This window comes from Gloeobacter kilaueensis JS1 (assembly GCF_000484535.1).
GTDB classification, from domain to species: domain Bacteria; phylum Cyanobacteriota; class Cyanobacteriia; order Gloeobacterales; family Gloeobacteraceae; genus Gloeobacter; species Gloeobacter kilaueensis.
Genome location: NC_022600.1, coordinates 1,026,654 through 1,052,568, shown reverse-complemented (window position 1 = coordinate 1,052,568; position 25,915 = coordinate 1,026,654). Strand labels below are relative to the sequence as shown.

Genomic DNA, 25,915 nt, shown 5'->3' with positions numbered 1-25,915 from the left:
CTACTTGCAGCCGAGGACCGTCACGGTGTAGCTCTTGCCGATCGAGACCGGGCCGCCGAAGGAGAAGTTGACCTGATAGGGCTGGTCTTTGAGGCCGCGCGGCTTGGCGTCGTAGCTGTAGCGTTTGCCTTTGCCGAGGGAGACGCCCGTCCTGTCAAAGAACTTCTCGCTGGTCTGGTCGCTGTACTTGAGGGCGAAGCGGATATCGTACTGGCCGTCGCTGTCGGGCACGACGGTCGCCACATAGCGATTGAAGGCAGAGTCGCTCGGAACGGTAAAGTCGGTGTTCCAGTTGTTGGCGGTCACAAAAGTGCCCGCCGGTGAGATCGATTTTTTGACGCGGGTGTCGCCTCGGGTGAGCTTTGCACCCTCGGTATTGCCGGTCTCAGCGCCGACGACTTCAAGGGGGGTGCAGGTTTCGGCCCGAACTCGAAGCGGCTGGGCAGCTCCCCCCAGCACGAGCAGTGCAACACCGGCAGCAAGCAGTGGAGTCTTCATCGTTTTAGTAAAGCGCATCACTGCCCGCATTGTCCCTGGACCCATGGGCTCCGGCATCTATCTACAGGAGAAATGTTTGCCCTGAACACCTAGGGCTGGCAGACGTAGTGCCACAGAACCGGCTGCTCCTCGCTGGTGGTATAAAAGTCCGGCCCATTCGTCGGCAGGGCAATCGCCTCGCCCTGGGGCTCGCGCTCGAGGGGAATCGCCACGGGCTGGCGCTCGAAGAGTTTATGCCAGTCCTCGCCGCTCTGGCGCTGCCAGCGAAAGGCCGTCAGATACGTGCGCAGCATGAACTGGCGGCCATCGGGGCTGAGGGCCGCTCCGGTAATCAGGTTGTCTGCGATCTCGCGCTTGCTGAGGTCTAAAACCGCCACCGGTTGCAGGTTGGCCTGCTGGGGATCGAGGCTGCGGGTAAACACCCGGCCCAGGCCAGAGTAGTCCTTGGTGACAAGCAGCAACTGCCGTCCCTCATCGTCGTAGACGAGGGCTTCGGTGTTGGCGGGCTTATCTGTAAAGCGCACCGGCAACTTCAGCAGCACTTCCGCGCTCGTCGCCGTCGGAGCCGGCTCGCGCACGACGTAGATAGCCAGGTCCTGGCGCTTGAGGCTGTTGTTGCCGACATCGCCGATGTAGAGGCAGCGGCCACCGTTGTCCGGGCAGCGGCCCGCCGCCAGATCCTCCCAATCGACGTTGGTGGCACCCGCAACGCTCACTTTGCCCAGCAACTTACCGGCATCGTCTATGGCGTACAAGAATGGCCCGTCGCCAGAATCGTTGTGGGTCCACCAGAAGTTGCCGCCGGCGCGCACCAGACCGGATGCTTCATCGAGGGGCGGCACCGGAAAGCGAGTCACCCGCTGGGGGCGGCAGGGCTGGGCTTGAACCTGGATAGCCAGGAAAAATACGCCCGCCAGCAACGAAAGCAGACTTTTCATCAGGACTACTGTACTACTGGCTCAGTAGCCCATTCAACGCCCAGGTCAAGAGCACCCCGGCACTGAGGCCGGCGGCCAGACTCACAGCCCGGCTGGAGAAGAGGACCACCTTGCCGTCGGCGGCGATCGAAAAATCGGACTGCGATTGCAGCGCCGCCGGCAGAAGATCGTGCAGGACGATAAACAAAAACGTGCCGCTCACAGCGCTGATGAGCCAGCCCAGTACCGCCGGCGCAAAGTGGAGGCCACCGATGCCCAGGGCCGCAACGAGCGGTGCAACGGCGTTGGTGACAAGAAACAGTGCGGCCAGATGGCGATCGGCGCGGGCCCGCAGCACGAGAACGACCGTGTTGATCCCGTCGCAAAAACTGTGGAGCACCACCGCCAGACCGATGCCCGCAGCGATGGCAGAGCCGGTGCTCAAGCCGATGCCCAGGATCGCCCCGTCCAGCAGCTTATGGACGATCAAAGCCACCGCCCCGACCAGCGCCGATTCGGTCGATGGGTGGCTTTCGAGGGCTTCAGGGCCGTGGGAGTGTCCGCCGATCCGCCCAGAGCGCTGCCACCACCACAGCCCACCGTAGCTGAGCCCACAGGCGAGCAGGGCGAGCGGACCGCAGACCTGCAGACTGTAAGGCAACAGATCGAGGCCAAGAATCGTAAGCAGCGTCCCGGCACTAAAAGCCAGTAGCTCCGGCGGCAATTGCCGAAAGCGCAGCACCACTGCCCCCCCAATCAAGGTGGCAGCGAGAGCCAGCAGGCTGAGAATCACGGCGAACAACGCAGGCAACCTCCCCAGGCGGTCTATTTATTCTAAGCGAAAACAAAACTGAAAACCATTCTCATCATAGTTGCATTTTGCGAAGCGCGTCCTCCATTTGCCTGAAAATAGAAGGCGATCAAATTGGTGCGCTCAAAGTGCCAGACCCGCCCTTCGCCGTTCCGCCGGTACGGCCTGCGCAGCCTGGGGACGCTGCGGAATGGCTGCGGATGCGCTCAGAACTCTGGCCGGAGGAAGTGGGCGGCGAACACGCCCGCGAGATCGAACGGTATTTTGCAGGCGGCATCGAGCCGTGGGCGATGACGGTGCTGGTCTACCCGCGCTCCAACGGGGGATTGGCTGGTTTTGTAGAACTCTCGGTGCGCGCCTCAGCCCCCGGTTGTGAGAGCGCGAACGTCGGTTATCTGGAGGGCTGGTACGTCGATGCGGACGTGCGCAATCGGGGTATGGGCCGGGCACTGGTGGCGGCGGCGGAAGCGTGGGCGCGGGCTCAAGGCTGCAGCGAGATGGCCTCTGACGCGGAGATCGAGAATCTGGTGAGCCTGCGGGCGCACGAGCGGCTGGGCTATCAGGAGGTGGAGCGGACGGTGCATTTTTGCAAGCGCCTGATCGCCCAGGAAGGCGATTAAAGCAAGATCAGACCCTGACGGACGCCCAGGGTGACAGCTTCGGTGCGGCTGGTGGCACCCAGCTTGCCAAAGATCGAGCTGATGTGAAATTTGACGGTGTGCTCTGAGATGGTGAGCCGCTTCGCGATCGTCTTGTTGCCCAGACCCTCGGCGAGCATCGCCAGCACTTCCGCTTCGCGGGGGGTGAGCGGCTGATCGGCGGGGGGGCTTGCCTGGGTGGAGCGGGCTTCCGGCAGCGAGGCGATCAAAGACTCGATCAAGTCGGGATGAATCGTGACGAGGCGGTTAGCGGCGGCTTCGACAGCGGCAACGATTTCGGTGGCGGTCGCCGTGCGCGGCAGGATCGATCGCACCCCGGCGCGCAGCGCCTCCGCTGTCCAGTTGCCGGTTGCTTCCTCGACGAGCACGACCAGAGGCGGTGCTTCTATTTGTTTGTCCAGTTCAAAGACCGGCAGCGGCAGGCGGGCGAGGGCCGCCTCGTCGGCTTCGCTTTCAAGATCGATGAGCACCACGTCGGGCAGCAGTTCCTCCAGTTGCCGGGCCAGTTGCAGCAAGCTGACCGGACGACCGGCGACGGCAAGCGCTGGACTGGCGGCGATCACACTCTCCAGCCCGGCCCTGACAACTGCCGCCGCTGCGACGATGAGCACCCGGATCACGCCGCCTCCGGATAGCTCGGTTGGTCATTGGTGTGGACGGTATCCGTCGAGATAGCGCGAGCCGGGCCGGAGGCGATCATCCTCCCCTCCGTGGCCGCTCGCCGATCGTGATGGTGAGTGCAACCGGTTGCCCGCCCCGCACCGCCTGGACCGGAACGCTCTTGCCCACCCGTTCGGGGCTTAATAGCGCGAGCACGTCGTCGGTGTCATCGATCGTGGTGCCGTCGATGGCGACGAGTACATCGCCGATGAGAACGCCGGAGCGCTCCGCCGGTCCTTCGTGTTCGAGGTTGACGACGATCACACCGCCGTTACCCGCAAGATTCAGCTGCGCTTTGAGGGCATCCGGCAGGCGCACCGGCTGCATACCGATGCCCAGGTAGCCACGGGCGATGCGCCCGGTGGCAAGCAGTTGATCGACGGTGCGCTCGATCGTGCTTACCGGCACGGCGACCACAGCGCTGCGCGATAGACCGGCAGTGGTAAGGCCCACGATCTGCCCGGCAGTATCGACGAGGGCACCGCCGGAGAAGCCAGGATAAAAGTTGAGGTCAAGGCGGATGAGCCTGTCGATCTGCCCGCCGCGCCAGGTGCGCCAGGGACCACTGATCGTGCTGACGGTGCCCAGGCTGGCACTCGGACCACCCTCGCCGGGGCGGGCGATGGCGAGTACCAGATGGCCAACTTTGAGGCTGTCGGCGGCAGCGAAGGGTGTAGTCGCCTCCGGCAGATCGGCGACCCGCAAGACGGCCAGATCGCTGCCGGGATCGCGGCCAACGAGGGTGGCCGAGCCGCTACGGCCATCTGCGAAACTGACGGTAATTTCTTCGTCGCGCTTGAGGGTGTGCTCGGCGGTGACGACGATCCCCTCGCGCCAGTGGATGCCACTCGCGGCAATCCGCGTTCGGGCATTGACGGCCACGACCGCTGGACTGGCCCGCTCGACGGTGGCAGCCAGTTCGCTGGAAATACTGGATAGGGTGCTCGAAGCAGTCATAACAATCGGTACTCCGAATGGGAAAGACAGGCTATCTGTCCTGTCCTCCAAGCATGTCGTACCCCAGGGGCGAAGACCATCGGCGAATCAGCTAGCGCCTACCCGGAAAAACGGTTAGGCCCGCCCGTAAAAAAACCAAAACGTGCAGATCTCCCGCCGCGCCCCTGGGATAACCCAAGGGAGCAGGCGGCCCAGACAGGCACGGCTGCACGAGATTATAGGTTTTGAACCGCCAGCCTAATTGACGATGGAAACGGCGTCCGCTTTTTTTTGCCAGCTTGCCGCCAACTCGAAGAGGGTAATTGTCGCTGCCATGTGATCGAGCAGTTGCTGAATGTCGTGGCAGTAGACACTCGGGTTGCTGAAGTGGCCCTGGTGGTAGCGATGGGCAAGCAGACCACCGCCGCAGACCGATTTGAGGCGACAGCTCTGGCAGACAGGGGCCAGGTGCGCTTCGCGCTCGACGAGCGGCTGCAGGATCGAGGTGGCGAGCAGGGCCGCGATCGGATCGGTGGCGACGTTCAAGCTGGTCTTGGTAATTCCCGCCGCACAGACTTTGAGGTAGTCCACCGGCTCGATCGAACCGTCGGTTTCGATCACCGCGAGCATCGCCGGAGTAAGTCCCCAGTACTCGTCGCCCCAGCGCAGGGACGATCCGCGCAAAAGCCGCATCGGCATCTCAAAAAAACCGATGCTTACCTGCGGATCGGCTTCTTGAATCCAGCAGTCAAAAAGTCGAATCAGGTATTCTCCGAACCCCGTCGGCTGCTCTGGACCCCGCCAGCCGGCTGGCGGATGCTCGAAGTTGTGATCGGGCAGCAAAAAGCCGAGCTTTTGCAGTCCCAGTCCTCGCAAAAAGGCGTACAGTTCCTCCGGCGGGCAGTCGCGGTTGAGGACACTGATCGTGCCGCCAAAGATAGCCTGCCCGGCAGCAGTGCCCTGCAACAGCTCGATGGTGTCGGTGACGCGCCGGTGCGTACCCATACCCTGCACATCGAGCCGGTGCCGATCGTGAAAGGCTCGTGGCCCATCCAGACTGATGCCGACGCCTACCCGCAGCTCGTGCAACAGTTCGACCCACTCCGGATCGAACAGCAAGCCGTTCGACTGCATCAAGAATGTGTAGTTGATACCGAGTGGATCGAACACCTCGCGAAAGATAGTAATCAGGCGACGCATTTTAGCTTTGCCCAACAACAAAGGCTCGCCTCCGTGCAGCACGAGCCGCACCGGCAGACGCTCCTCAGATCCCTGCCAGTGTTCGGCGATGCGTTGGGCCGCCATGCGCATCACCGTCTCGGACATCAAAGCCGGCTGATCGCGCCAGGACTGGTCTTGATGTTCGTAAACATAACAATATTTGCACCGCATGTTGCAACGCGAGGCAACCTTCAAGATGAACTGATTAATCATAAAAACCTCTGGCGACTGACTGCCTGAGGCAGCCAGAGAAACCTCAACGAGCCGAGGTTGGGGGAGACTACCGTCAGTGTTTCAAGTTAAACAGGTACGCTGGCTGAAGGGACATGCAACTGCAGCTGGGGCGGCCTGTAGGGACCGCGATTGAAACCAGGTTCAGGAATCGGATCGGGATCGCTCGGGTCCGGTTCAACCAGTAGATTCTGCAACAACGAATTGTGCTGGGGCAGGTGGGGAAGGGTGACAGCGAGCATCGCACACAAGATGGCCGTGTGAACGAGGGAAGATCGACTTTCACGCGTGGACATGATTTGCTCCTTCGGGGTCGGATACGGGAAACTCAGTTGGTGATTGCGGAATGGGGATTCTGGAAGACTTCGTGCTGATCAAAAAGATTGAGGTGACGAATTTTGTTGGCCGCCTGCAGGCGCTTGTTCTCGCCGCTGATGCCCAACTTGCGATACGCAGTGCCGGTGTGCAATTTGACCGTTGCCACAGAAATATTGAGTTCCTCCGCAATCTGCTGATTGCTCTTGCCTGCAATCACCAGGCGCAGAACTTCTTTTTCTCGCGCTGTCAGCTCGCCGGTCTCTTCGTTGCTGACGAGCTTGGCGGCAATCTTGGGAGAAATATGCTCCAGTCCCTGATGAACAGCCCGGATCGCTCCCCACAGTTCTTCCTGGGGGGCATCCTTGAGCAGATAGCCGACCGCCCCGGCCTGTTTGCCCCGGATGCAGTCGTCGTTGCCTTCAAAGATGGTGAGAATGATGATCCGCGCCTCTGGCCAGTGCTTGCGAATTAATTTAATCGTATCGACACCACTCAGTACCGGCATCCGCAGGTCCATCAAGATCACATCGGGCCGGTGGGTCATCGCCAGATCAAAAGCTTCGCGGCCATTGCTCGCCTGGGCGACGACTGCCATATCGGGAGCCTGTTCGAGCATCCAGACCAGACCGGCGCGGACGACAGGCTGATCGTCGGCGGTCATGATCCGGATCGGGGCACTGTTAGTAAGATTCGCTTCCATCGAGGACTCCTCTGGTTTCTTCACATGCCGCTATCGGCAGGCAAACGGTAATCGTGGTCCCCTGGCCCACGGCGGTGTCGATCACAAGTTGCCCACCGATTTCTTCTGCTCGTCTGAACATACTGAACAGACCAAAGTGAACATCATCCTGGGTTTGGGGACTGTGCTGTCGATGGTTGTAGCCTTTGAGATCAAAGCCGCAACCATCATCTTGAATGCGCATCGTCAACTGGTCCGGTTCAAAAGTGAGCGAGACCGAAATGCGCTGAGCGGCGGCGTGCTTGCAGGCATTGGTCAGCGCTTCCTGGCCAAGCAGTTGCAGTTCTTTTTCAACGGCATCGTCGAGGCAGTAAGGGGTGCCGCTGCAATGAAATTCGACGTGGAAGCTTTGATCGACGGACAACCGCTCAATGCACTGCTGCAGACTGGTGCTCAAGTCCGAGTAACCAACGGCGTCGGGCCGAAGTAGCCACAGCGAGCGCCGCATCTCCTGCAGGCCGTACTGAGCCGTGTTTTGAATCAAGGTCGCGACGCTAATTAATCGCCGTTGCTCCTCGGCGATCGTGGGCTTTTGGAGGGCGCTTAAGATCGACTTGATCTGCAACATCAGGCCAGCGAAGATGTTGGCCAGATTGTCGTGAATTTCGCTCGCCATCCGGTTGCGCTCGCCCAGTACCGCTGCCAGACGGCCCTGTTTTTCGGCGCGCTGCCGCTCTTCGAGGTTGGTGAGGGTGAGCACCAGGCTGACCTGGCTACTCGGATGGCTGGCTCTGGTCAACTTCACCTCGACCGGCACCGATTTGCCGCCCGCTCTCAGTAGCCAGGCATCGCCGCGCGTAAACGAACAGTTGGGCTGGGTGGTGTTCCCGAGGTCGAATTGCTCGATCTGGCAGCCGATCTTTTCGTCGCTCCAGTACAGTAGCGACAGCACGCTGTGAATATCTTTTTGCAGAATGCATTCTTCGGCTGTCCAGCGCAACAGCTCAAGGGCTGCCGAGTTGGCAAAGGTACACTGGCCCCGCTGGTTAAAGCCCAGGATACCGTTTGCCGCCGACTCCAAGATCAGGTCCTTGGACTGGTGCAGGTCGCAGTTATTCAGTTCACCCCGGCGAATCATATAGAAGACCGCACCGCCGAAGACCACCACTGTTACCAGGCCCAGCGCGCCGATCTGGTAGATATTGTCGGTGCTCAGCTTGATCCGGCTTTCGACCGCCTCGGCCATCGGCACACCAATTTCGAGCATACCGATCGGTGCTGCCTCGATGCGCGGGGATTTGAGCCTGTGATCGTAGAGTGGAACGGCACCAAAGGCATAACGGCCTCCGGCAATCTCCTCGACCCCCCAGTAGGGACCGGCCTGCTCCAGAGTGGCGCGCACGATCGCACCCGGCATCTTCTGGCCCAGCAACCGCACCCAGCCACCTCTAGCAGCGAGGGTGGTGCTGATCCGGTAGCCACCGGCGGCGATCGAAATCGCTGGTTTGCCCGTCAGATAACAAATCTGATCGACCAGCTCGGGATTGTTGTTGATGAGATAGCCGGCGACGATCCGGTAGGTTTTGCCCGAGCGCACCAGAGGCTGAATAGCGACGATCGCAAGCCCGACTTGTGATCGAAGCGCCGCTTTTGGCTGAAAGTATCCTGCCTGCCTGTCGATGCCCAAAATCGCCATCTCGCGCCAATCGAGCAGCTCGAAATTGCTGAGCGCTCCGGCCTGGTTCAGGTGCGCGTCCTGCAACAGACCCATCCGCAGTTGGGCACCGCGTTGAACGGCGCTCGGCTCGTAGTCGAGCAAGGCGAAGGGAACAGGCGTCCTGTAGGTCGGCAGCCATTTGTCCGGTCTGCTGACCGGATGACCGAATAGATCGGCGTTTTTTGAAAGTCCTTCGCTGCGGCGGAGAATGCGGCTGGCACCGCCGACGATCCGGTCTTGATCGTCGAGGATCGAAATAAAGTTGAGGTGGCTCGCGACGACCAGTTCCTTTAAGTTATCGGTGTGGATTCCTTCTTTTTTGAAGCGCAGATAAGCGTGCTGTAAACCGTTTTCAATTTCTTTTTGTTTGGCAGCCAGGACGGTCTCAAACTGAATGAGATCGCCTTCCATCATGTACTGTTCTGTGACCAACAATTTGCGGCGCACGTCGGTGACACTGAGCTGAATTGCTGCTATACCGATGACGACGACAGCCACCATCAGCATCAGGGTCAACCGGCTGGACAAAAATGGCATGGGGTTGTCGCTGATCGGCTGAGCCCCCTTCTTCCAGGCCAACAGCGGCAAAGAAAGCTTCATGGACGCGCACCGACAGTGGGGGGGATTTCACAGCGGAATAGCAGGCAATCCACCACCTGCCTGCCTTCTTGCCGCCAGCAACCAGCCAACTGGCTGCCTGACTGTCTGAAATGAACAGACAGACTGGTAAGGCCGGCGAAAAAGGCGGTGGGCATCGATCAGGACAAGCAATATATCTAGCAGCCAACATAACATCTCCACTCCGGCTCACTATGAAGATGCTGTGAAAGCCTTGTCGCCCAATTCTAGACGTGGTCAAAGCCCAGGCTTGCGTCTGCCGGGATCGGGGAGCATGGGACGGCAGACAGCCCAAAAGCCTGCGAGCAGGACTGGAAATCCAGACCCGCCTGCAGCTTATAACAGATAGACGTAGCTGATGCTTAGCTGTACTTGTTCTTTAAGCGCATCCCTGGGTGTGGACGCAGCAGACGGCTCGGGGGGAGGGACAGACAGAGTAGTCGGTAGAGTGCAGCTGGCGTGCAAAGCAAGATGAAGACATCTGCTCCGCAACCTTCTGGACTCCTGTGAAACCGTATCACGGCGGCCAGGGCACGGTAAATAGCACCTGAGTCTAGATAAGCTCTGGAGTCAGCACCGGTAGTATCTGCCTGCCTTTTGATAGAAATGCAGGACAAAAGCACGTTTCGGCCAGGACATCCGTCTGGGGAGAGATGGATACACACAGATGTAGTTCCAACAATAGATCAGCAAGCAGGCGTAGAGGAGCAGGTGAGATGCAACCGCACACAGAGGATAAGGACCGCTCCGCCATTGCGGCCAAGCTGGCGGACATGAAAGCTTTACAAAATTCGCTCATCGACGATGGACAGCGCCTGTTGTCCGACTGCGCTGATCCAGAAATTTGCGAGCGCCTGGGCAAAATCTTTCGAGACGATCAAAAAAACGCCGGGACTCTGGACGCGGTCGCTGCCAGGCTTGAACTGAAGGCGGAACCCAGCGCCACCACGATTAGAACCCTCCAGGAATCGAACCGGCTCATCAGCGACTCCGAGGGTGTCCTTCACGAGCGGGTCGTGCGCTACGCCCTGCTCAAGCAAGAACAGGTGATGAACGGCACCCTGGTGTGCCGGGCTGCTCAGGTGGCGGCGGGGGATCTAGCGGCGGCGGTCGCCCCCCTGCACGCGGTCAACTTCGAGAACCGGGCCCACCAGGAACAGCTCAAAGCAATCATCGAGACCCTCGGAACGCGCGAACTGACCGGCAAAGACCCCGATCATCCCGAACAGCAGCGCTGGTCTCAGGTTCAGGAAGTAGTCGCAACTCTGGCCGGTGTCCTCGACAACGCCGTAAGCGATGCCCAGACGGACAAACCAAATTAACGGGCGTTTGTAAAACCCGCGCCTGCAGTTTCAGATAGCTCCTGCATTCCATACGGGGCCGAAGTGGATTGAGTGTCTCGACGCCCTCAAAGTCCTTTTCGTTGTCGGTAACGACGACGCATTCGTTGGCTTCGGCGACCGCCGCGATAATCGTGTCGAGTACACTGCGCGGTCTCCCGCGCGCTTTTCCGTCCGCCATCAGTCGGGTCCACGCGAGAGCCGACCTTTCGTCGAACGGCAGCACGCGACCAGCGAAAAGACCTGAGAGGCATCTGGAGTGCAGACTGCGAACGCCAAATCTCGCAGTTTTGTATCGAAGTAGCTCCCCGGGCTGGATTCGAACCAGCGACCAGCCGATTAACAGTCGGCTGCTCTACCGCTGAGCTACCGAGGAATGCGTCTTTAACTTTAACCTCTGCACAAAGAGAACGGCAAGGGTCTGCTCGCCGTGTTCCCGTCCGTCGCCGGACACCGTTGTACCGGTTTTTTGTCTCCCATTTTTGGGAAAAACAACGGTTGCGTTAAGCTGCCCCTGTCGAGTGGCGGACAGCCTTGAAGACGAGCGGCAATGGACTTTTGGGCAGTTTTGTACTGGTGGCAGTGGTCATCGGCTTTTTGCTCAGCTGTTTGACAATCTGGAATACTGTTCAATTGCAGATTCTGGCGCACCGGCCCCTGCCGAGCCTGGTGCAGTTGAGCGATGGGCGCAGCATCGCCGTAACAGCGCAGGCGCACTATGAGCGGGAGCCAGAGGTGATTCGCCGCTTTGTGGGTGAATCGGTGCAGATGCTCTTCACCTGGCGCTACACGATAGCGGCGTCGCTGCCGGGACAGAGCGCCAGCCGCGATCCGGGTATCGTGCTCAGTAACCGGGCGCGGCTCCCGAGCAGCGTCTATCAGGCCGGTTTTTGCCTGAGCGAGGATCTGCGCTCCGAACTGTTGCGCCAATTGGCAGCCCTCAGTTCCCGCGTTGTTTCAGGCCGCAACAGCCAGGTCATCTTCAATGCCAGTTTGATCGGCCAGCCCCAGCCGGTAGCGGGCCAGCCCTACACCTGGACGGTGAATGTCGTCGGTGCCCAGGTGGTCTACAGCCCCGAGCGCGTCGAAGGTGAACCGATTCCCTTCAACAAGCAAATCACCGTGCGGGCCATCGATGCGCCCCTGCCGGTGGAGGGTCTTTTACAAACACCTCTGGAGCAGGCCGTGGCCCGCATCCGCGCCAGTGGTCTGGAGATCGTGGCGATGCGCTCACTGGAGCCCAATAGCCCTTCTTGAAGGAGTGATCTGTCATGTCGCAGCTAGAAGAATTCGAGAAACTCGAGTCCGCCGACCGGCGCGAACAACTGCTCAGCTGGCTGACGCCGGGCCGCAAGGTGGCGATTGTCGGAGTGATCACCCTGCTGCCGGCCCTGGGCATCGGCGGGGTGCTCAACGGCCTGTTTTTTCAGAGCGCTGCCCGGACGGGCTCCTCTCCAGCGCGGGCACAGCCGGCGGCGACACCACCACCGGCAGTTCCTGCCGGCGGCGGTGAGTTGGAGCGGCTGCGGGCGGAGGTGGCCCTCGCCGACCAGCGCCAGATGCTCGAACGATTGCAGGGGGACAAAAAGCGCCAGGCACCTCCCCCGGCGACGAGCAGGCCGCGTGTTCTGACTGCCCAGGCGGAGCGGACGGTCCTCCCGCCCCCACCGCCACCGGCCCAGATGAGCTTTGCCCCGCGCCTGCTACCGCCTGTGGCCCCATCGCCATCGGGCAATCCAGTCCGGCTCGCCTACCTTGGCTCCAGCCAGGATCAGCCCCAGGCCCAGCCGACCCGCAGCAATACCCCCGTGCTCTCTCCGCCGGCAATAGCAGGCGGAAGTGCCACAGCCCCCGCACGGCCTGTCCTTCAGCCCCAGGCCACCAGCCTCGATCCGGACCTCGAAGGAGCGGCTGAGCAGCGGCTATCCGCCTCCGCCACCACAGGCGCGATCGCCGCCACTACCCTGGCCGTCGGCGTGCTGGAGCGGCCCATCCTGCGCGAGCAGACGACCCAGGCGACGAATGCGGCTACTGACGACGAGCGCTACGTGGTCGTGCTCACTGAGCCGGTGCTCACCGAGGCGGGCGAGCCGGTACTGCCGGTCGGTACGCGCATCCTTGCCCAGGTGCAGCGCATCACAGCCAACGGCCTGGTATCGCTCGTGGCGGTGGCTCTGCGCAGCAGCAACCGGGAGGTGCCCCTGCAGGGGGTGAGTATCCGGGCGGTGGGCGGCCTGCCCCTCGTCGCCAATCGCCAGGACCGGGGCGGCGAGGTGGCCGGGCTCGACGCCGGTCAAGCCCTGCTTAAAGGCGCGGAAGAGGGACTGGCCATCCTCAACCGGGCCAGCAGCAGCACGCAGAGCAGCGGCTTTGGCGGCATCTCGACCACCACCACCTTTGGCCGCCCCAACCCACTTGCCGCCCTCGGCAGTGGTCTTTTTGGCGAATTGGGGCGGGTGATCCGCTCGCGCAACCAGCAGGCAGTACAGCAGGTGCTCGATCGGCCCGGTCTCTGGCTCATCCCCGGCGGTACGGCGGTCGAACTGCTCTTTGTTCGGGAGGTGCGGCTGTGAGGGCTCTGGCTGCCGCCTGGGCACTGGTGTTCTGGCTGGCGGGCAGCGCAGGTGCTTCTATCATCGCCCGCATCGATCAGCAGACCGCCACTGGTACTGGCGGCAGGCCCGTCTTCGTCATCGACCTCTACCGGGGGGTGGGTTTTGACATCAGCCTGCTTGCTACGGGTGAAAAAATCAGCGACTGGTGGGTAGAAGATCCGTCGCGGGTGGTGGCCCGCACCGACCGCACCGGCCAGATCTTGAGCCTTAGGCTGGTCAATTTGCCGACGCTGCTGCCCAGCAACCGCACCTGGACTACCCTCAAGATTCTCACCAGCGACAGCCAGGGCCGGATGAACCTGCTGCACTTTGCCATCCGCTTTCAGGACCGGGTTAACCCGCGCACCGACGAAGTGCGCTACCACGGCCTCGAAATCTTACCTGCCTCCCAACCGCCCACCGCACCCACTGCCCTGCACTGACTGCCATGCGCCGATTGCTCTTGCTGATCATCGTCCTTTCGATTGTTTCGCCCACAGCCTGCTGGGCGATCCCGGTGCGCTGGTCCGCCGGGGTGCCGTTGCCCGACTTCGAGCGGATTACCTTTGCCAACCTGCCTCCGATCGCCGAGGGGGGCAGCATCCAGATTGCCGATCCCGCAATTATCGCCGCTTTGGGCTACGATCCGAGCCGCCTCTGGCAATCGGGGGCGCGGGCGGACGCCACGATCCTGCTGGGGGATATGGCGACAGCCTTTGGCCCGGAGCAACTCTCCCTCGAACAGATTGCCGCCCTGGGCCTCACCCAGAGCCTGCAGCTGTCGCAGTTGCGCCTGTCGGATCTGAAGCTTCTGGCCATCAACACTGTGGCCGACATCGTCCAGGCGCTCGCCTACGAGAATTTGCCGCCGGAGGCAGTCCCCCTGCTGCGGGATCTGGCCGTCTACTTTTTTAAGGGCGGAACGCCGCCCTACGAGCGGCTCATCGACCTCATCCAGTACGTTCCGGGTTTTGGCGAGTTGCCCCTGGGCACCCTCGATCTGGCCCGCTACGCCCTTTCGGGGCTACCGGGCATCGAGCAGGTAGCGATTGACCGGCTGGCCGGGTGGGCAGGCCAGTTCATTCGCGACATTCCGGGGCTGGCCGACATTCCCTTTGCCCGCTTTGCCCGCTTTCCGCGCCGCTTCAGCGGCATCGCCGGTCTGGTGGATATTCCTCTAGCGGCGATCGAGCAGGAGCGCATCCGCACGATCACCGGTTCTGACATCGAGGGCTTCGCTGTGCCCTGCCACCGCGACTGCCTGCACGTCGAATTGGGAAACCCCCTATCAGGCAAGCAGTGGATCGGCAAAACCCAACTGGTGCGCGGCGGTCACGGTCCCCTCGCTGCCGTCAATACAGGCAAGGAGCCCACGGGCCGCCTGCCCTTCGGTCCCTGGGGCAAGATCGTCCTCACCGCCGTAAACGAAAAGGCGGGAACGGCTGATTTTGGTCTTTATCTAAGAGTCTGCATCAAAACCGCCTTCATCGACCTGGGCTGCACGCCGTACTTTATCGGTCCTATCCCCTGGATTCCTTCTCAAGAAAAAGCGCTGACTTTTGTAGGACCAAATTGATGGACGCGAACTATCTATTGCTGGCTCTGCTCGGTGGTGCAGCTGTCTGGTTGAGCCGCAGCGGCACGGCGAAGCTGCCCCGCTCTGCCTCTGCCCGCTGGGGCGGCAGGGCCGAACGCGCCCAGGCGCTGCGCACCGCCCGCCAACAGCAGCAGCGGCGCGCCAAGAACAAAGTCGCCCTGCAGATCAATCCCGCCGCCGGGGGGGGACAGCTCATCCCGGTGCCCCACGCCGAGCGGGGCGTTCTGGTCATGGGCCAGCCCGGCTCCGGCAAAACCTACTCGGCCATCGACCCGCTGGTGCGCTCAGCCCTGCGCCAGGAGTTGCCGCTGGTACTCTACGACTTCAAGTACCCGACCCAGACCCAGCGGCTCGCCGCCTACGCCCGCCACCTGGGCTACAGCACCCAGGTCTTTGCGCCTGGCTTTGCAGAATCTGCCGTCTTCAATCCACTGGATCTGCTTGCCTCCGAAGAAGACAGCGAGACGGCCCGGCAACTGGCCGAAGTACTGGGCCGCAACTTCAAGCTCGTCGCCTCCCAGTCCGGCGAGGACGCCTTCTTTGGTCCTGCCGGCGATCAACTGGCGGAGGCGGTGCTCCTTACGGCCAAAGCCAGTCCCTACCCGGATCTGCTGATGGTCCAGTCGATCTTGAGTCTGGGGGAACTACCTAAGCGCCTGCAACAGGCGGACCACCTCTCCAACTGGATCAAAGCCTCCTACGGCCAGTTTCTGAGCACCGCCAGTTCCGAGAAGACCGCTGCCTCGATCGTGGCGACGGCAAGTGCGCTGTTTACCCGCATCCTCAAGCCGCAGGTGGCGCGCAGCTTCGCCGGGACGAGCACGATCGACTTTGAGCTGACGGGCAAGAAATTGTTGATTCTCGGGGTGGACCGCACCCGCCGCGACGTGGTGCTGCCTCTGGTGGCGACGCTGCTGCACATGCTCATCCAGTTCAACGCCCACTCCCGGCGCAAGGATCCGCTCGTTCTGGTCCTCGACGAGCTACCGACACTTTTTCTCCCGGCCCTCGTCAACTGGCTGAACGAAAACCGCGAAGATGGCCTGGTGAGCATTCTCGGCCTGCAGAATCTCGCCCAGCTTGAGAAAACCTACAGCAAGGAGACGGCCAGAGCAATCTTTGGTGCCTGCGCCACCAAATTTTTGTTCAACCCTGGCGAGAAGGACTCCGCCCAGTACATCTCCGAGATGCTCGGCAACGAATCGATTGTGCAGCGCACTCTCAGCCGCAACAGCGGCAAAGGCGGTGCCTCCCGCACCTACGCCGACAACGAAAAGACCCGTCCGTTGCTGGAGGCAAGCAGCCTGCTCAAGCTGGGCCAGGGGCACTGCCTGCTTTTGAACCCCGAGTACGGCAGAGCCTCCGAGGCCGGGGTGCCGATGCGCCTCCTTGTGCGGCTGCATCCGAGCGAGATCGCCGTGGCCGATCTGTGCGAGCGACTCTGGCCCAAGGAGCAAGCCACGCTGGCCCAAAATAGCGCTCTGCTCAGCGCCCAGGCGCTCGCCCAGCGCCAGCAGGCTGCCGAGCGCTTTTTGCCCCTCGACGCCTCCGATTCGCCCGCCTCTTCCCGCAGCGTCCAGCTTTTTTGATCTTTACTTTGGGAACTGGCGTAGAAATTGCACAGTTTTTGAAGGAAGTACAGCTCAGTCAAATTTGCTCGGATGCTTCAGCCAGTCTCTGTCATAGTTAAATCTGATATTTCCACGGTCATGAAAGAGTGTTCCAATCCTGGTAGTCTTGTCGATAAAATCTGCATCAATCCAGACTTCGAGCCTGTTATTGCTCATTTTGCTTCTCTTCTTTTCGGAAGTTCAAGATCCTGCAACTTGCGACCGAGCCTGTCGTCCTGCGCAAGCAGATTGATGTCATCTTGCAGATGGAGCGCAGCCAAAATCCTCAGATAGGTTCCCAACGCAACGGCGGGCGAGCCTTTTTCGGCCCGGTACAAGGTCATACGAGAAATAGATGCTCTTTCTGCAAGGGTCTCAGCTGAGATCTCCCGCCGGAGACGGGCAAGCCGAAGCCGCTCGCCAAAATCGGCGAGGAGTTTTTTTTCAGAGGGGAAGATGGGTTGTTTTTTGCTCGGCATGCATCACATAGTAGACAAAAACAGCGCTCTTCGTCTACTATGTGATACGTGGAGAGCCATCAACCGCCCTCGCCCTTGACCTCCGTCCAGGTGCGGTCCCACAGGGGCGTCTCGCTGCCTTTGTCCTGATTGTCCTTCGAGTTAGGCTCCAGCACTCACCTGCTCTAGCCCATTATTGCGGCAGTTTCACAGATCGAGGGCTTTCCAGGTTGTGGAGCTGAGGGACAACGATATAGCCATCCGAGCGGCTGCCCAGTACGCGGTTGCGCTCCAACCCCCAGTACCACCAGTGGGCGGCGACGTAGGCGCAGAGCAAGCCATCCAGCCGGTCCTCCAGCGCCTTGAGGGCGGTGCCGCTCGCCGGGACAGGGGGCAATTCTAAATTCACCACCGGCGGTGCAAGGTGTGGCAGCACGGTGAGCATTAATTCCCGATAACGGCCCAGTTCTCGGATGCGGTCGGCGAGCGGCCCTTTTTTGTACTTGATGATCCGATCGAGGCCAAACAGTTCGACGATCGCCGGATGCGGAAAAACTTCGATCTGGTAGCGCCCCGGCTGGCGGGGGGTGAGCCGGTCGGCATGAACGAAGCCGTGCGCCTCCAGTTGCAGCCCCAGATCCAGTGTGCGCTGGGCGTAGGGCCGACCCAAGTTGGCCGGATAGCAACCGGCGTGGTACTTGCCAAATAGGCGATGGGCCTCCCGGTCCGGCACCCGCATCCCGGTGGCGTTGGGGATCAAAGTTGGGGCATCGACGGCAACGATCGCATCCGCCTCGCCCACCACCGCTTCGACCCAACCCAGAATATCGCTGGGTTCGCTGCGGCACTCGAGGGGACAGGCAAGTTGTAACGTTTTATCGCCAGTAAAATGCAGCGCGGCGAGGCCGCTCGGCTGACTCTGCCAGCCAAAATCGATGCCCAGACAGTACACAGTCTCTCCTTGCCAAAAAGAAGCCGACGCTGGGTCGGCTTCTTCACAGGTTGATTAACAATGGTAGGCCGGACAGCTTATTTGAAGCCGACCGCTGCCTGCCAGACAAAGGCCAGCGCAAAGAACAAAAGCGGAATGATCGGCAGCAGATCCACGAGGGGACTGGCCCATTCCCAACCTGCGGGCAAACCCGCCAAGATTACCAATGCTGTCATCTGTTAAGCCTCGCTACAGAATGTGCGCCGCAGTTCAATAATCGTAACATGTGCTTACGAAACGGGCGCAGCAGTTTTCCTCAGACAGGTTTGCTGAACTGACCGGAGACGACCAGATCTTTGGTGGTGACGCGAGTGCGCTGGCCGTCCTTGTTGCGGTCGGTGTCGCTGCCGGCGTCGCCTCTCCAGAGTTTGCCCAGGCGCGGGAAGGCTCCAGCGCTCTGGTTGGTCTGGTACTTGAAGCCCCGGAAGTAGGGCACGATGTTTTCGCCAAACAGCGCCAGGTACTCGTCGCTGTCGAGGTAGCTGTCAATTTCTGCGTCGTAGCCCGCCCGGTGGTAGGTGCCGAAGTGCTCCTGGATCTCGCCGTGGTCGTAGGGAGCGCGGCCCAGCAGGTGCTTGAAATTGAGTTCGATGAAGCGGTTGTTGGAGGTGTTGTAGAAGAAGCGGTCCTTATAGAGTTCGGATTTGGCAAGGCGGCGGATGAACTCGCGCACGCTGATGCTGCCGTTTCTCAGTAGCGACTCTGCCTGGATTGGCTGCTCACTTTCGAGCACGTAGGTATTGCCGAAGACCTGCTTGTAGATGGCGCGCAGCACCACCTGCAAGTCAGCTTCGCTGCTGTTGGGCCGCAGCTCGAAGATCGGGGCTGGAGCAATCGAACTGATGCCCAGCTTGATCTGGCCCTGGGCCTCGCTGGTGCCGCCGGTAGCCGGGCGCAATAGTTCGGCGGGGCTGGCGGTGACTTCTTTGCGCTCCTCGAAGAAGAGGAACGGCGTGACCGGAGCTGCCGGTGCCTTGCTATCTCCCAGACGGTTGACGAGGTCGGTGGTGGTGATACGGGTGTATTGACCGTCCTTGTTGCGGTCGGTATCGCTCCCGGCGTCGCCTCCCCACAGCTTCAACAGGCGCGGGAAAGCCGCCGCTGCCTGGTTGGTCTGGTACTTGAAGCCCCGGAAGTACGGCACCACTTCCTCGCCGAACACCTCCAGGTACTCGTCGCTGTCGAGGTAACTGTCAATTTCTGCGTCGTAACCGGCCTTGTGGTAACGACCGAAGTGCTCTTGAATTTCGGCCTGACTGTAGGGTGCCCGCCCCAGCAGATGCTTGAAATTGAGTTCGATGAAGCGGTTGTTGGAGGTCGATTGGAAAAAGCGCGACTTATACAGTTCAGACTTGGCCAGGCGGCGAACGAACTCGCGCACGCTGATACTGCCGTTGCGCAGTAGGGATTCGGCCTGGATGAGTCGGTCGGACTCCAGAATGTACGTGTTGCCGAAGACCTGCTTGTAGATGACCGGCAGCAACGCCTCAACGTCCTGGGCGCTGCTGGTGGGCCGCAACTGGTAGACCGGGGCAGGGGCAATCGAGGTGATCCCCAGCTGCTTTTGACCCTGCGAATCGCTGGTCTTCTCGACCGCCGGACGCAACAGCGTCTGCACTTCGTCGAGGCCAGGTGGCCCAAGGGTGCGCAGGCTCTCGTAGGGGATCGCCCAGACACTCGTGCGCGGCTGGACGCTGCGCGCCATGTCGAGGTAGTTGTTGAAGTCACCTTCTTTTGCCTGATCGCCGATCTTGATCTTGGCAACTACCTCGCGCCAATTGTATACACTCGCACTCATGCGGTTCTCCTGGTAGACACCCTGACTCTCTTTGAATTATCGTCAATTTCTGTTTCCGTGCAAGTTTACAAATCTATACAGGGCGAGACAGGTAGAAATTCGCGAAAATTCCCGTTTTCCCGGTGGCAGCATCTCTGATAATCTGAGCATCCCGGTTATGACGGTATTAGAGAAGAGAGCCTCCACAAACCATGAGCACTGTCAAAATTGGTATCAATGGATTCGGGCGCATCGGTCGCCTGGTTTTTCGAGCGGGCCTGACGAACCCCAGTTTGCAGTTCGTCGGCATCAACGATCTGGTTCCTCCCGATAATCTGGCCTACCTGCTCAAGTACGATTCCACCCACGGTCGCTTCGCCGGTAGCGTCGAGGCCAAGCCCGACGGCCTGCTGGTCGATGGCCAGTTCATTCCCTGCCTGGCGGTGAGAAATCCAGCCGAGTTGCCCTGGGGCGATCTTGGGGCCGATTACGTGGTCGAGGCGACGGGCCTTTTTACCGATCACGAGAGCGCTGGCCGCCACCTGGCCGCCGGTGCAAAGCGGGTGGTGATCTCCGCTCCGACCAAAGACCCTGACAAGGTACCGACGCTCTTGATGGGTGTCAACCACGACGCGTTCAATCCGGCCACCGATACGGTCGTCTCCAACGCCAGCTGCACCACCAACTGCCTCGCTCCGGTCGCCCAGGTGATCGACAAACACTTCGGTCTGGCAGAAGGGTTGATGACCACGGTCCACGCGATGACGGCGACGCAGCCCACGGTGGACGGCCCGAGCAAAAAAGACTGGCGCGGCGGTCGCGGAGCCGGGCAGAACATTATTCCAGCGGCCACCGGAGCGGCGAAGGCCGTCACCCTTGTGCTGCCGCAGTTAAAGGGCAAGCTCACCGGCATGGCCTTTCGGGTACCGACGCCGGATGTCTCGGTAGTCGATCTCACCTTCCGTACCGAAAAGCCGACCAGCTACAAGGCGATCTGCGAGGCGATGCAGCAGGCGGCGGCGGGCGAATTGAAGGGCATTCTCGGCTACACCGAAGATCAGGTGGTTTCCACCGACTTTCAAGGCGACCCCCATTCGAGCATCTTCGACGCCACCGCCGGGATCGAACTCAATCCCCAGTTTTTCAAAGTCGTCGCCTGGTACGACAACGAGTGGGGCTACTCCAACCGGGTCGTGGATCTGCTCGTGACGATGGCCAAAAAAGACGGTTTACTATAGAGCCGTCTCTCCTCTGATGAGGAGACGGAGACGGGGCTGGTATTCTTGAGAGTGGTCTTCGCGTGGAGCATTGCTTTGAGTCGCGCCCTGAGATCCTCCGGTCCCACGTCCAATCAACTGCTGCGCAGGATTCTGTTTCTGGGAGCGGTGGTTGGGGTGATTGCGGCCCTGGCAGCCTGGTTCCTCCTGACCCGGCCCGTTGCCCAACCAGCCACCGCCACCGTCAACGCCCTGCCGACGCCGGTAACGACCGATTCGCTGAGTGACACAGCTCCCGCGAGCGGCCCCGAGGACATCGCTGCTGCCGCCCGCCTCGCCCGCGTGCCCGCAATCATGTACCACGACATCGTCGAGGGCAAAAAGGCGGTCTGGTTCGACACGACGGTGGACGAGTTCCGCGAACAATTAGCGGCGATCCAGGCTGCCGGGGCGACGCCAATCACGATCGACCAGCTCTACGAACATCTCAAAAACGGTGCTGCCCTGCCTGCGAAGGCGATTTTGCTCACCTTCGACGACGGCTACCTGGGTCATCTCCAGTACGCCTATCCCCTTTTGCAGCAATACAAGTACCCGGCGGTCTTCTTTGTTCACACCGCCTACGTCGGCGTGCGCACCGGCAAAGCTCACATGAGCTGGGACGACCTCAAGCGCATCGATAGCGAAGGACTGGTGGCTATTCAGTCGCACACCGTCACCCACCCCGCCGACCTGCGCACTCTCTCAGACGCCGCCCTCGACCGCGAACTGGTCGAATCGAAGCGCATCCTCGAAGAAAAGCTCGGCCATCCGATCCTCTACGTCTGCTATCCCACCGGCAACCAGGACGAGCGGGTACGCAAAGCGGCAATTGCCGCCGGCTACCGGATGTCCTTCACGATGGATCTGGGCTACGCGGGCCAGTCCGGCAGTCTGCTCGCCGTGCAACGCTTTATCGACACGCGCCTCGCTCTGGCCCTCGGGAACATGGGCACCCCGGATCTGCGCGTCAACATGGGCGCTCCGATCGCCAAACACGAGGGAACTTTCGAGCGCGTCAAGCTCGTCTGGCTCACCGGCGGCACCTACCTCACCGATCATTCCGACGGAGCGCGCTACCCGGTGGGCACCTTCGTCGCCCGCGAAAAGGCCGAAGCGGGCATCAACGGCGGCTTCTTCGCCTTTGCCAAGCTCCACTCCAGCAACAGCGACATGGTCGGTCCCTACCTGGCCCACAACGAAGGCCATTTCGTGAGCGGAGCCGAGCAGTTCGACAAGTCCCTGCGGGGCAGGCCGGTCGTTCTTTTAAGTTCCACCGCCGTCCGCTTTGTACCCTTCAGCCCCGAGACTTTTAACACCGAGGCCGGGGCGCGGATGTACCTGCCGGATATGTCGGATATGTTCGTCGCCGGTGTGTGGCTGGTGAGCGACGGCCACGCCCTCACCACCGAAGCGATCGACCAGTTCAAACTGGCCAACCACGCCGAATTTCGCCGCCGCGCCTTTATGGCGATCGACAAAGCGGGCCTGCCTCTAGTCGGAGCCACCCTCTCCAACGTCAACGCGAGCCAGCTCGCCCGCGCCCTCGAAGCAGCCGGGATGCGCGAGGCGGTGCTCCTCGATTCGGGCTTCTCCACTTCCCTCATCTATAAAGGCGAAGTGCTCGTCACCGGCCACACCGAGCGCAGCATCCCGAGCCGCATCGTTCCCCACGCCATCCTCGTCTTCCCGCCCCTATGACCTGGTGGGATAAAGACAACGCGGGCACAACCCAAGTCCTGGCCAGGAGAAGCCGCTGGCTGTAAGCTGCTTTGCTGGCTGAAACGCAATAGAGAAGCAGGAGTATAGAGGACCAGCCCCATCGAAACCCTGTTTGTGAACCACACACAAGATACAGACGAAGGTGTTGCTCCGGGGTTGCTACTGGACGCTCAGCGCAAAGTCATCGACTACGAAGGAAGTCTGCAGGGAAGCATCCTCGGTGCCGACCAGATAGATCTGGACGGTCTGGCCCCGGTAGGGCGAGAGGTCGAAGGTCTTCTGCGCGTAGCTGTTTGTGGCGTTCAGGTTCGAGAAGCTGCCCAGGGTGCCGAGGACGTTTCCTGAACTGTCGCGCACCTGGACGGTGAGGGTGTCGTAGGCGGTGGTCGTGGTCGTCTCCGCCGTCGCGATATAGAGATAGAAGCTCAAAGTGGCGGAGTTGCCGGTCGAAGGAATCGCCACCTGCTGGTAGAGCGTGTCGGTGTGGGTGGTGCCGTAGCCATCCAGCCACGCTTTCCAGGAGCCGGAGTTGGCAGGGGGATTGGCGGAGCTGTCGATCACCCCAGGCGTTGCCACCCAGGGGGCAGGGTTGCTCGAACCGTTCTCAAAACCGGGGTTAGTCAGCAGGTTGCCGGAGGGAGGCGGGTTGCCGCCGCCGCTCGAACCGGTCAGAGTCGTATAAAGGGTGCCCACGTTGGGCACACCGAGGCCAGTCACCAGATCGTAGCCGGGGGCAGCGGCGTAGGCACCGTTGCTGCCGCTTGTGATGTCGCGGAAGTTGGCCGAGCCGATGAGCGGATAAAGGGTCGGGTTGAGCAGGCCCAGCAGTCCCTGACCGGCGGCGGCTCGGCCCTGATCGAAGAGGGTCGTAAAACCGGCCCAGACCGGGGCGGAGGCGCTGGTGCCGCCGATCTGCTGCACCTGGCCGTTGACGACCAGATAGTAGCCCGTGTTCGGATCGGCGTTAGCTGCGATGTCGGGAACCGCCCGTGTGCTGCCCGGCGCGATACCGGCCTGCCAGCTGGGCTGGCCAAAGTTGACGCTGGTACCACCGCCGCTGCCGCTCCAGCCAGTCTCACTCACGACTGCTCCCGAACTGTCGAGGGTGAGGCTGGTGCCGCCCACCGCCGTCACGTTCGGACTGCTCGCGTAGAAATCTACGCCCTGGCCATTGCTGCAGCCGCCATTCGAGCCGCTGTCGCCGCTGGAGACAAACGTACTCACCCCAAAGCTTGCGATCGTGGCCAGGTACTGATCGTCGGTGCTCAATTGTGAGCTGGGAAGATCCGACTCGCAGGCACCGAGGCTGATCGACAGCGCCGAGATAGAGAGGCCATTTTGCAGATCGGCGATGATCGCCTGGAAGGTCTGGTCGAGGTTGGTAAAAGCCAGGCTCTGGCTCGCGTAGATGCGCACCTTCGCCTCCGGGGCGATGCTGCTGCTCCACTCGACATCGAGCGATTCCTCGCCCGATACGCCCGGCAGTGTGCCGCCTACTGCCTGGACTTTTTCGATGTTGCCCAGGTTCTGGTTGATGCCGTTGGCGGACCAGAAACTGGTGAGATCGCTGTCGTTCGGGAAGGTATCGATCAAGATCGCGATGCGCTGACCGGCACCGGTGGCCGGTACCCCTGTCGCGTTGTAGGCGGTCTTGATGTCGTTGACCGAGTAGGGCGTCGTGAAAGGTGCGGTCGGACTCTGGGGCTGCAGGCCCGTGTTGAGTGCCCGTGCCTTCAAGTAGGGCTGCAGGCCGTTGATACCCAGCACGAACCGGCTGAGGGCAGTCGGCAGCGAAGGGGCTGTGCGCGCCGCAATGTAGGCTTTGCCCTCAAAGGTGACGCGCACCAGATCGACGCCCAGCGCCTGCTCCACCTGGGCGACGGTCCCTCGCACCTGCAGGCTCAGGCGGTTGGTGTAGGTACGCGTCACCGTCAGGCCGTTCTCGCGCAGCCAGCTTACCAGACTCGCCTGATCGGAGCGCAGCGGCAGGTGCTCGCGGTCCAGTTGGGACGGTGAGAGCTTTTCGCGCCGGGCGAGACGGGCGCGCAGAGCGTCGTAGTTTCGCAACTTCAAGGCCACATCGAACTGGACGAACGCCCCCGCCTCGGCAGTGCCTGCAACGCGGACGCGATCGCTGAAGGGCCGGATGCTCCCTGTGAGCACGGCGCGATCGGCGGGAGCCGCCTTGACAGCGACTGCCGAAACAAGAACTCCAGCCCCGAGAGCGAGGCCGAGTGCGGATCGCCATAGTTTCGTCAACATGCTTCGTGTTCCCCCAATAAAAAAGGCGCGGGCTTTCAAGCCCAGGCGAAATTACCACGCTCATGTGACGCCAGGGTGTCCGTCAGTGACGGAGAATTCGGCAGACAAGTTCGCCATGAACCAAAGGACAACTTCCGTGTCACTGGCGATACAATATCGGCTTTATTGTCTATATAGATTTTGTATAGCTATGGACACAGTCAGCGATGCAGGCCGAACCGTCCGGTTATAGCCTGTGCCTGCCCTTGCTGTTCGGGGGCAGTCTGGTAGAGAGATAGCAATCCAGGAAAGATTACAACCTTTAATCTCCCTTTTTAGGGGATTACAAAAATTTGCAATAAATCATCCCAGATTCAGGGTAGATGCACTCAGTTTTCTTCAAAAATCGAAATAACAGCTCAGACACACTTTTCTTGCAAGATTTGCAGAGCCTTTTGCACAGCAGGCCGCCCAGCTACCGCTTCGAGCCACCGCCTGACGTGCGGTTTTTCCTCCAGCGGTACGCCGAGGCGCTGGGCCGCCCCCCGGACCCAACCGAAAGTGGAAATATCGGCGATCGAATACTCTCCGGCCAGAAACGGCTCCTGGGCGAGCCGTCCATCGAGCACCCCCAGCAGCCGCACCGTCTCCTGTAAAAACCGCTCGACTGCCGGTGGATTCGGTGGTTCCTGGCGCTTGAAGTAGCCCAGTTGGCCAAACATCGGCCCCACACCCGCCATCTGGAACATCAGCCATTCGAGCACTTCGATGCGCCGACGCGGATCTTGCGGGAGCAACTGGCCGGACTTTTCTGCCAGGTAGATCAAAATTGCGCCGGATTCGAAGATAGCGAGCGGCTTTCCATCCGGTCCATCGCTATCCACGATCGCCGGGATGCGACCGTTGGGGTTGATCGCCAGGTAGTCCGGCTGCTTCTGTTCGCCCTTGCCGATGTTGATCGGGTGCAGCGCGTAGGGCAGGCCCGTTTCCTCCAGGAAGATTGGAATCTTCTGACCGTTGGGCGTGTTCCAGGTGTAAAGCTCGATCATTTTGCGCCTCGCTTG

The 25,915-nt window shown here is 61.1% G+C and carries 24 protein-coding genes, 1 tRNA gene and 1 pseudogene; 9 read left to right on the top strand and 17 right to left on the bottom strand.

The genetic code is table 11. From position 1 onward, the window contains the following. The 3 genes from GKIL_RS04950 to GKIL_RS04940 form a co-directional block, all read right to left on the bottom strand. A complete protein-coding gene (locus GKIL_RS04950) occupies positions 1 to 498 on the bottom strand; it encodes a hypothetical protein (protein WP_041243732.1) in 498 nt (165 codons plus the stop codon). Between the two features lie 89 nt (positions 499 to 587). Continuing rightward, entirely contained in the window at positions 588 to 1,436 is an 849-nt protein-coding gene (locus GKIL_RS04945) for a hypothetical protein (RefSeq protein WP_023172329.1), read from the bottom strand. Between the two features lie 13 nt (positions 1,437 to 1,449). Further along, positions 1,450 to 2,208, bottom strand: a complete 759-nt coding sequence (locus tag GKIL_RS04940) for a ZIP family metal transporter (RefSeq protein WP_338029147.1) — start codon at positions 2,206 to 2,208, stop codon at positions 1,450 to 1,452. A gap of 218 nt (positions 2,209 to 2,426) precedes the next feature. On the opposite strand from GKIL_RS04940, the gene GKIL_RS04935 reads away from it, so the two are divergent. Then, positions 2,427 to 2,846, top strand: coding sequence for a GNAT family N-acetyltransferase (locus GKIL_RS04935; protein ID WP_023172327.1), 420 nt, complete (start codon positions 2,427 to 2,429; stop codon positions 2,844 to 2,846). Here GKIL_RS04935 and GKIL_RS04930 read toward each other — a convergent pair. The 6 genes from GKIL_RS04930 to GKIL_RS04910 form a co-directional block, all read right to left on the bottom strand. Beyond that, positions 2,843 to 3,505: a response regulator transcription factor gene (locus tag GKIL_RS04930; protein WP_023172325.1), complete on the bottom strand. Its 663-nt coding sequence runs from the start codon at positions 3,503 to 3,505 to the stop codon at positions 2,843 to 2,845. The genes GKIL_RS04935 and GKIL_RS04930 overlap by 4 nt on opposite strands. A gap of 76 nt (positions 3,506 to 3,581) precedes the next feature. After that, positions 3,582 to 4,502, bottom strand: coding sequence for a S1C family serine protease (locus tag GKIL_RS04925; RefSeq protein ID WP_023172324.1), 921 nt, complete (start codon positions 4,500 to 4,502; stop codon positions 3,582 to 3,584). A gap of 237 nt (positions 4,503 to 4,739) precedes the next feature. Beyond that, positions 4,740 to 5,873 carry a radical SAM protein gene (locus tag GKIL_RS04920; RefSeq protein WP_245595928.1) on the bottom strand — a complete coding sequence of 378 codons (1,134 nt, stop codon included), beginning with the start codon at positions 5,871 to 5,873 and terminating at the stop codon, positions 4,740 to 4,742. Between the two features lie 128 nt (positions 5,874 to 6,001). Continuing rightward, the gene (locus GKIL_RS24560) at positions 6,002 to 6,229 is read right to left on the bottom strand and encodes a hypothetical protein (protein WP_023172322.1); all 228 of its coding nucleotides are present in this window, start codon (positions 6,227 to 6,229) and stop codon (positions 6,002 to 6,004) included. Positions 6,230 to 6,261: 32 nt separating this feature from the next. Then, complete coding sequence (locus tag GKIL_RS04915; RefSeq protein ID WP_023172321.1) at positions 6,262 to 6,951, bottom strand: response regulator; 690 nt, start codon at positions 6,949 to 6,951, stop codon at positions 6,262 to 6,264. Beyond that, complete coding sequence (locus GKIL_RS04910) at positions 6,932 to 9,247, bottom strand: ATP-binding protein (protein ID WP_023172320.1); 2,316 nt, start codon at positions 9,245 to 9,247, stop codon at positions 6,932 to 6,934. The genes GKIL_RS04915 and GKIL_RS04910 overlap by 20 nt, the downstream gene beginning before the upstream one ends. A gap of 734 nt (positions 9,248 to 9,981) precedes the next feature. On the opposite strand from GKIL_RS04910, the gene GKIL_RS24555 reads away from it, so the two are divergent. After that, entirely contained in the window at positions 9,982 to 10,587 is a 606-nt protein-coding gene (locus tag GKIL_RS24555; RefSeq protein ID WP_023172319.1) for a hypothetical protein, read from the top strand. A gap of 58 nt (positions 10,588 to 10,645) precedes the next feature. On the opposite strand, the pseudogene GKIL_RS25830 reads toward GKIL_RS24555, so the two are convergent. Both GKIL_RS25830 and GKIL_RS04900 read right to left on the bottom strand, forming a co-directional pair. Next, positions 10,646 to 10,846, bottom strand: a pseudogene (locus tag GKIL_RS25830) (PIN domain-containing protein); the annotation flags it as partial. A 63-nt stretch (positions 10,847 to 10,909) separates the two neighbouring features. Next, positions 10,910 to 10,981, bottom strand: a tRNA-Asn gene (locus tag GKIL_RS04900). A gap of 158 nt (positions 10,982 to 11,139) precedes the next feature. On the opposite strand from GKIL_RS04900, the gene GKIL_RS04895 reads away from it, so the two are divergent. The 5 genes from GKIL_RS04895 to GKIL_RS04875 are packed head-to-tail and all read left to right on the top strand — an operon-like array spanning position 11,140 to position 16,385. Further along, positions 11,140 to 11,862, top strand: coding sequence for a hypothetical protein (locus GKIL_RS04895; RefSeq protein ID WP_023172318.1), 723 nt, complete (start codon positions 11,140 to 11,142; stop codon positions 11,860 to 11,862). 14 nt (positions 11,863 to 11,876) lie between these two features. After that, positions 11,877 to 13,178, top strand: coding sequence for a DNA polymerase III subunits gamma and tau (locus GKIL_RS04890; RefSeq protein ID WP_023172317.1), 1,302 nt, complete (start codon positions 11,877 to 11,879; stop codon positions 13,176 to 13,178). Next, positions 13,175 to 13,642 (top strand): hypothetical protein, encoded by a 468-nt coding sequence (locus tag GKIL_RS04885; RefSeq protein WP_023172316.1) that lies wholly within the window; start codon positions 13,175 to 13,177, stop codon positions 13,640 to 13,642. The genes GKIL_RS04890 and GKIL_RS04885 overlap by 4 nt, the downstream gene beginning before the upstream one ends. Positions 13,643 to 13,647: 5 nt before the next feature. After that, on the top strand, positions 13,648 to 14,775 hold the full coding sequence (locus tag GKIL_RS04880; RefSeq protein ID WP_023172315.1) for a hypothetical protein: 1,128 nt from the start codon (positions 13,648 to 13,650) through the stop codon (positions 14,773 to 14,775). Further along, on the top strand, positions 14,775 to 16,385 hold the full coding sequence (locus GKIL_RS04875; protein ID WP_023172314.1) for a type IV secretory system conjugative DNA transfer family protein: 1,611 nt from the start codon (positions 14,775 to 14,777) through the stop codon (positions 16,383 to 16,385). Before GKIL_RS04880 ends, GKIL_RS04875 begins: the two co-directional genes overlap by 1 nt. Positions 16,386 to 16,579: 194 nt before the next feature. Here GKIL_RS04875 and GKIL_RS04870 read toward each other — a convergent pair whose 3' ends face one another. The 4 genes from GKIL_RS04870 to GKIL_RS04855 all read right to left on the bottom strand — a co-directional run bounded on the left by GKIL_RS04870 (position 16,580) and on the right by GKIL_RS04855 (position 19,653). After that, complete coding sequence (locus GKIL_RS04870; protein WP_023172312.1) at positions 16,580 to 16,885, bottom strand: helix-turn-helix domain-containing protein; 306 nt, start codon at positions 16,883 to 16,885, stop codon at positions 16,580 to 16,582. A 172-nt stretch (positions 16,886 to 17,057) separates the two neighbouring features. Next, positions 17,058 to 17,816: a DUF429 domain-containing protein gene (locus GKIL_RS04865; RefSeq protein ID WP_023172311.1), complete on the bottom strand. Its 759-nt coding sequence runs from the start codon at positions 17,814 to 17,816 to the stop codon at positions 17,058 to 17,060. 77 nt (positions 17,817 to 17,893) lie between these two features. Next, on the bottom strand, positions 17,894 to 18,031 hold the full coding sequence (locus GKIL_RS04860; RefSeq protein WP_023172310.1) for a photosystem II reaction center protein K: 138 nt from the start codon (positions 18,029 to 18,031) through the stop codon (positions 17,894 to 17,896). Between the two features lie 80 nt (positions 18,032 to 18,111). Further along, entirely contained in the window at positions 18,112 to 19,653 is a 1,542-nt protein-coding gene (locus GKIL_RS04855) for a phycobilisome rod-core linker polypeptide (protein ID WP_023172309.1), read from the bottom strand. Between the two features lie 191 nt (positions 19,654 to 19,844). On the opposite strand from GKIL_RS04855, the gene gap reads away from it, so the two are divergent. Continuing rightward, positions 19,845 to 20,870: a type I glyceraldehyde-3-phosphate dehydrogenase gene (gap, locus tag GKIL_RS04850; RefSeq protein ID WP_023172308.1), complete on the top strand. Its 1,026-nt coding sequence runs from the start codon at positions 19,845 to 19,847 to the stop codon at positions 20,868 to 20,870. A gap of 75 nt (positions 20,871 to 20,945) precedes the next feature. Next, positions 20,946 to 22,589, top strand: a complete 1,644-nt coding sequence (locus GKIL_RS04845; protein WP_023172307.1) for a polysaccharide deacetylase family protein — start codon at positions 20,946 to 20,948, stop codon at positions 22,587 to 22,589. Positions 22,590 to 22,769: 180 nt separating this feature from the next. Here the strand turns inward: GKIL_RS04845 and GKIL_RS04840 are convergent, their stop codons facing one another. Together GKIL_RS04840 and GKIL_RS04835 are read right to left on the bottom strand one after the other, a co-directional pair. Further along, positions 22,770 to 24,872: a S53 family peptidase gene (locus tag GKIL_RS04840; RefSeq protein WP_023172305.1), complete on the bottom strand. Its 2,103-nt coding sequence runs from the start codon at positions 24,870 to 24,872 to the stop codon at positions 22,770 to 22,772. Between the two features lie 398 nt (positions 24,873 to 25,270). Beyond that, the gene (locus GKIL_RS04835) at positions 25,271 to 25,900 is read right to left on the bottom strand and encodes a glutathione S-transferase family protein (RefSeq protein WP_023172304.1); all 630 of its coding nucleotides are present in this window, start codon (positions 25,898 to 25,900) and stop codon (positions 25,271 to 25,273) included. Positions 25,901 to 25,915 lie beyond the last annotated feature (15 nt).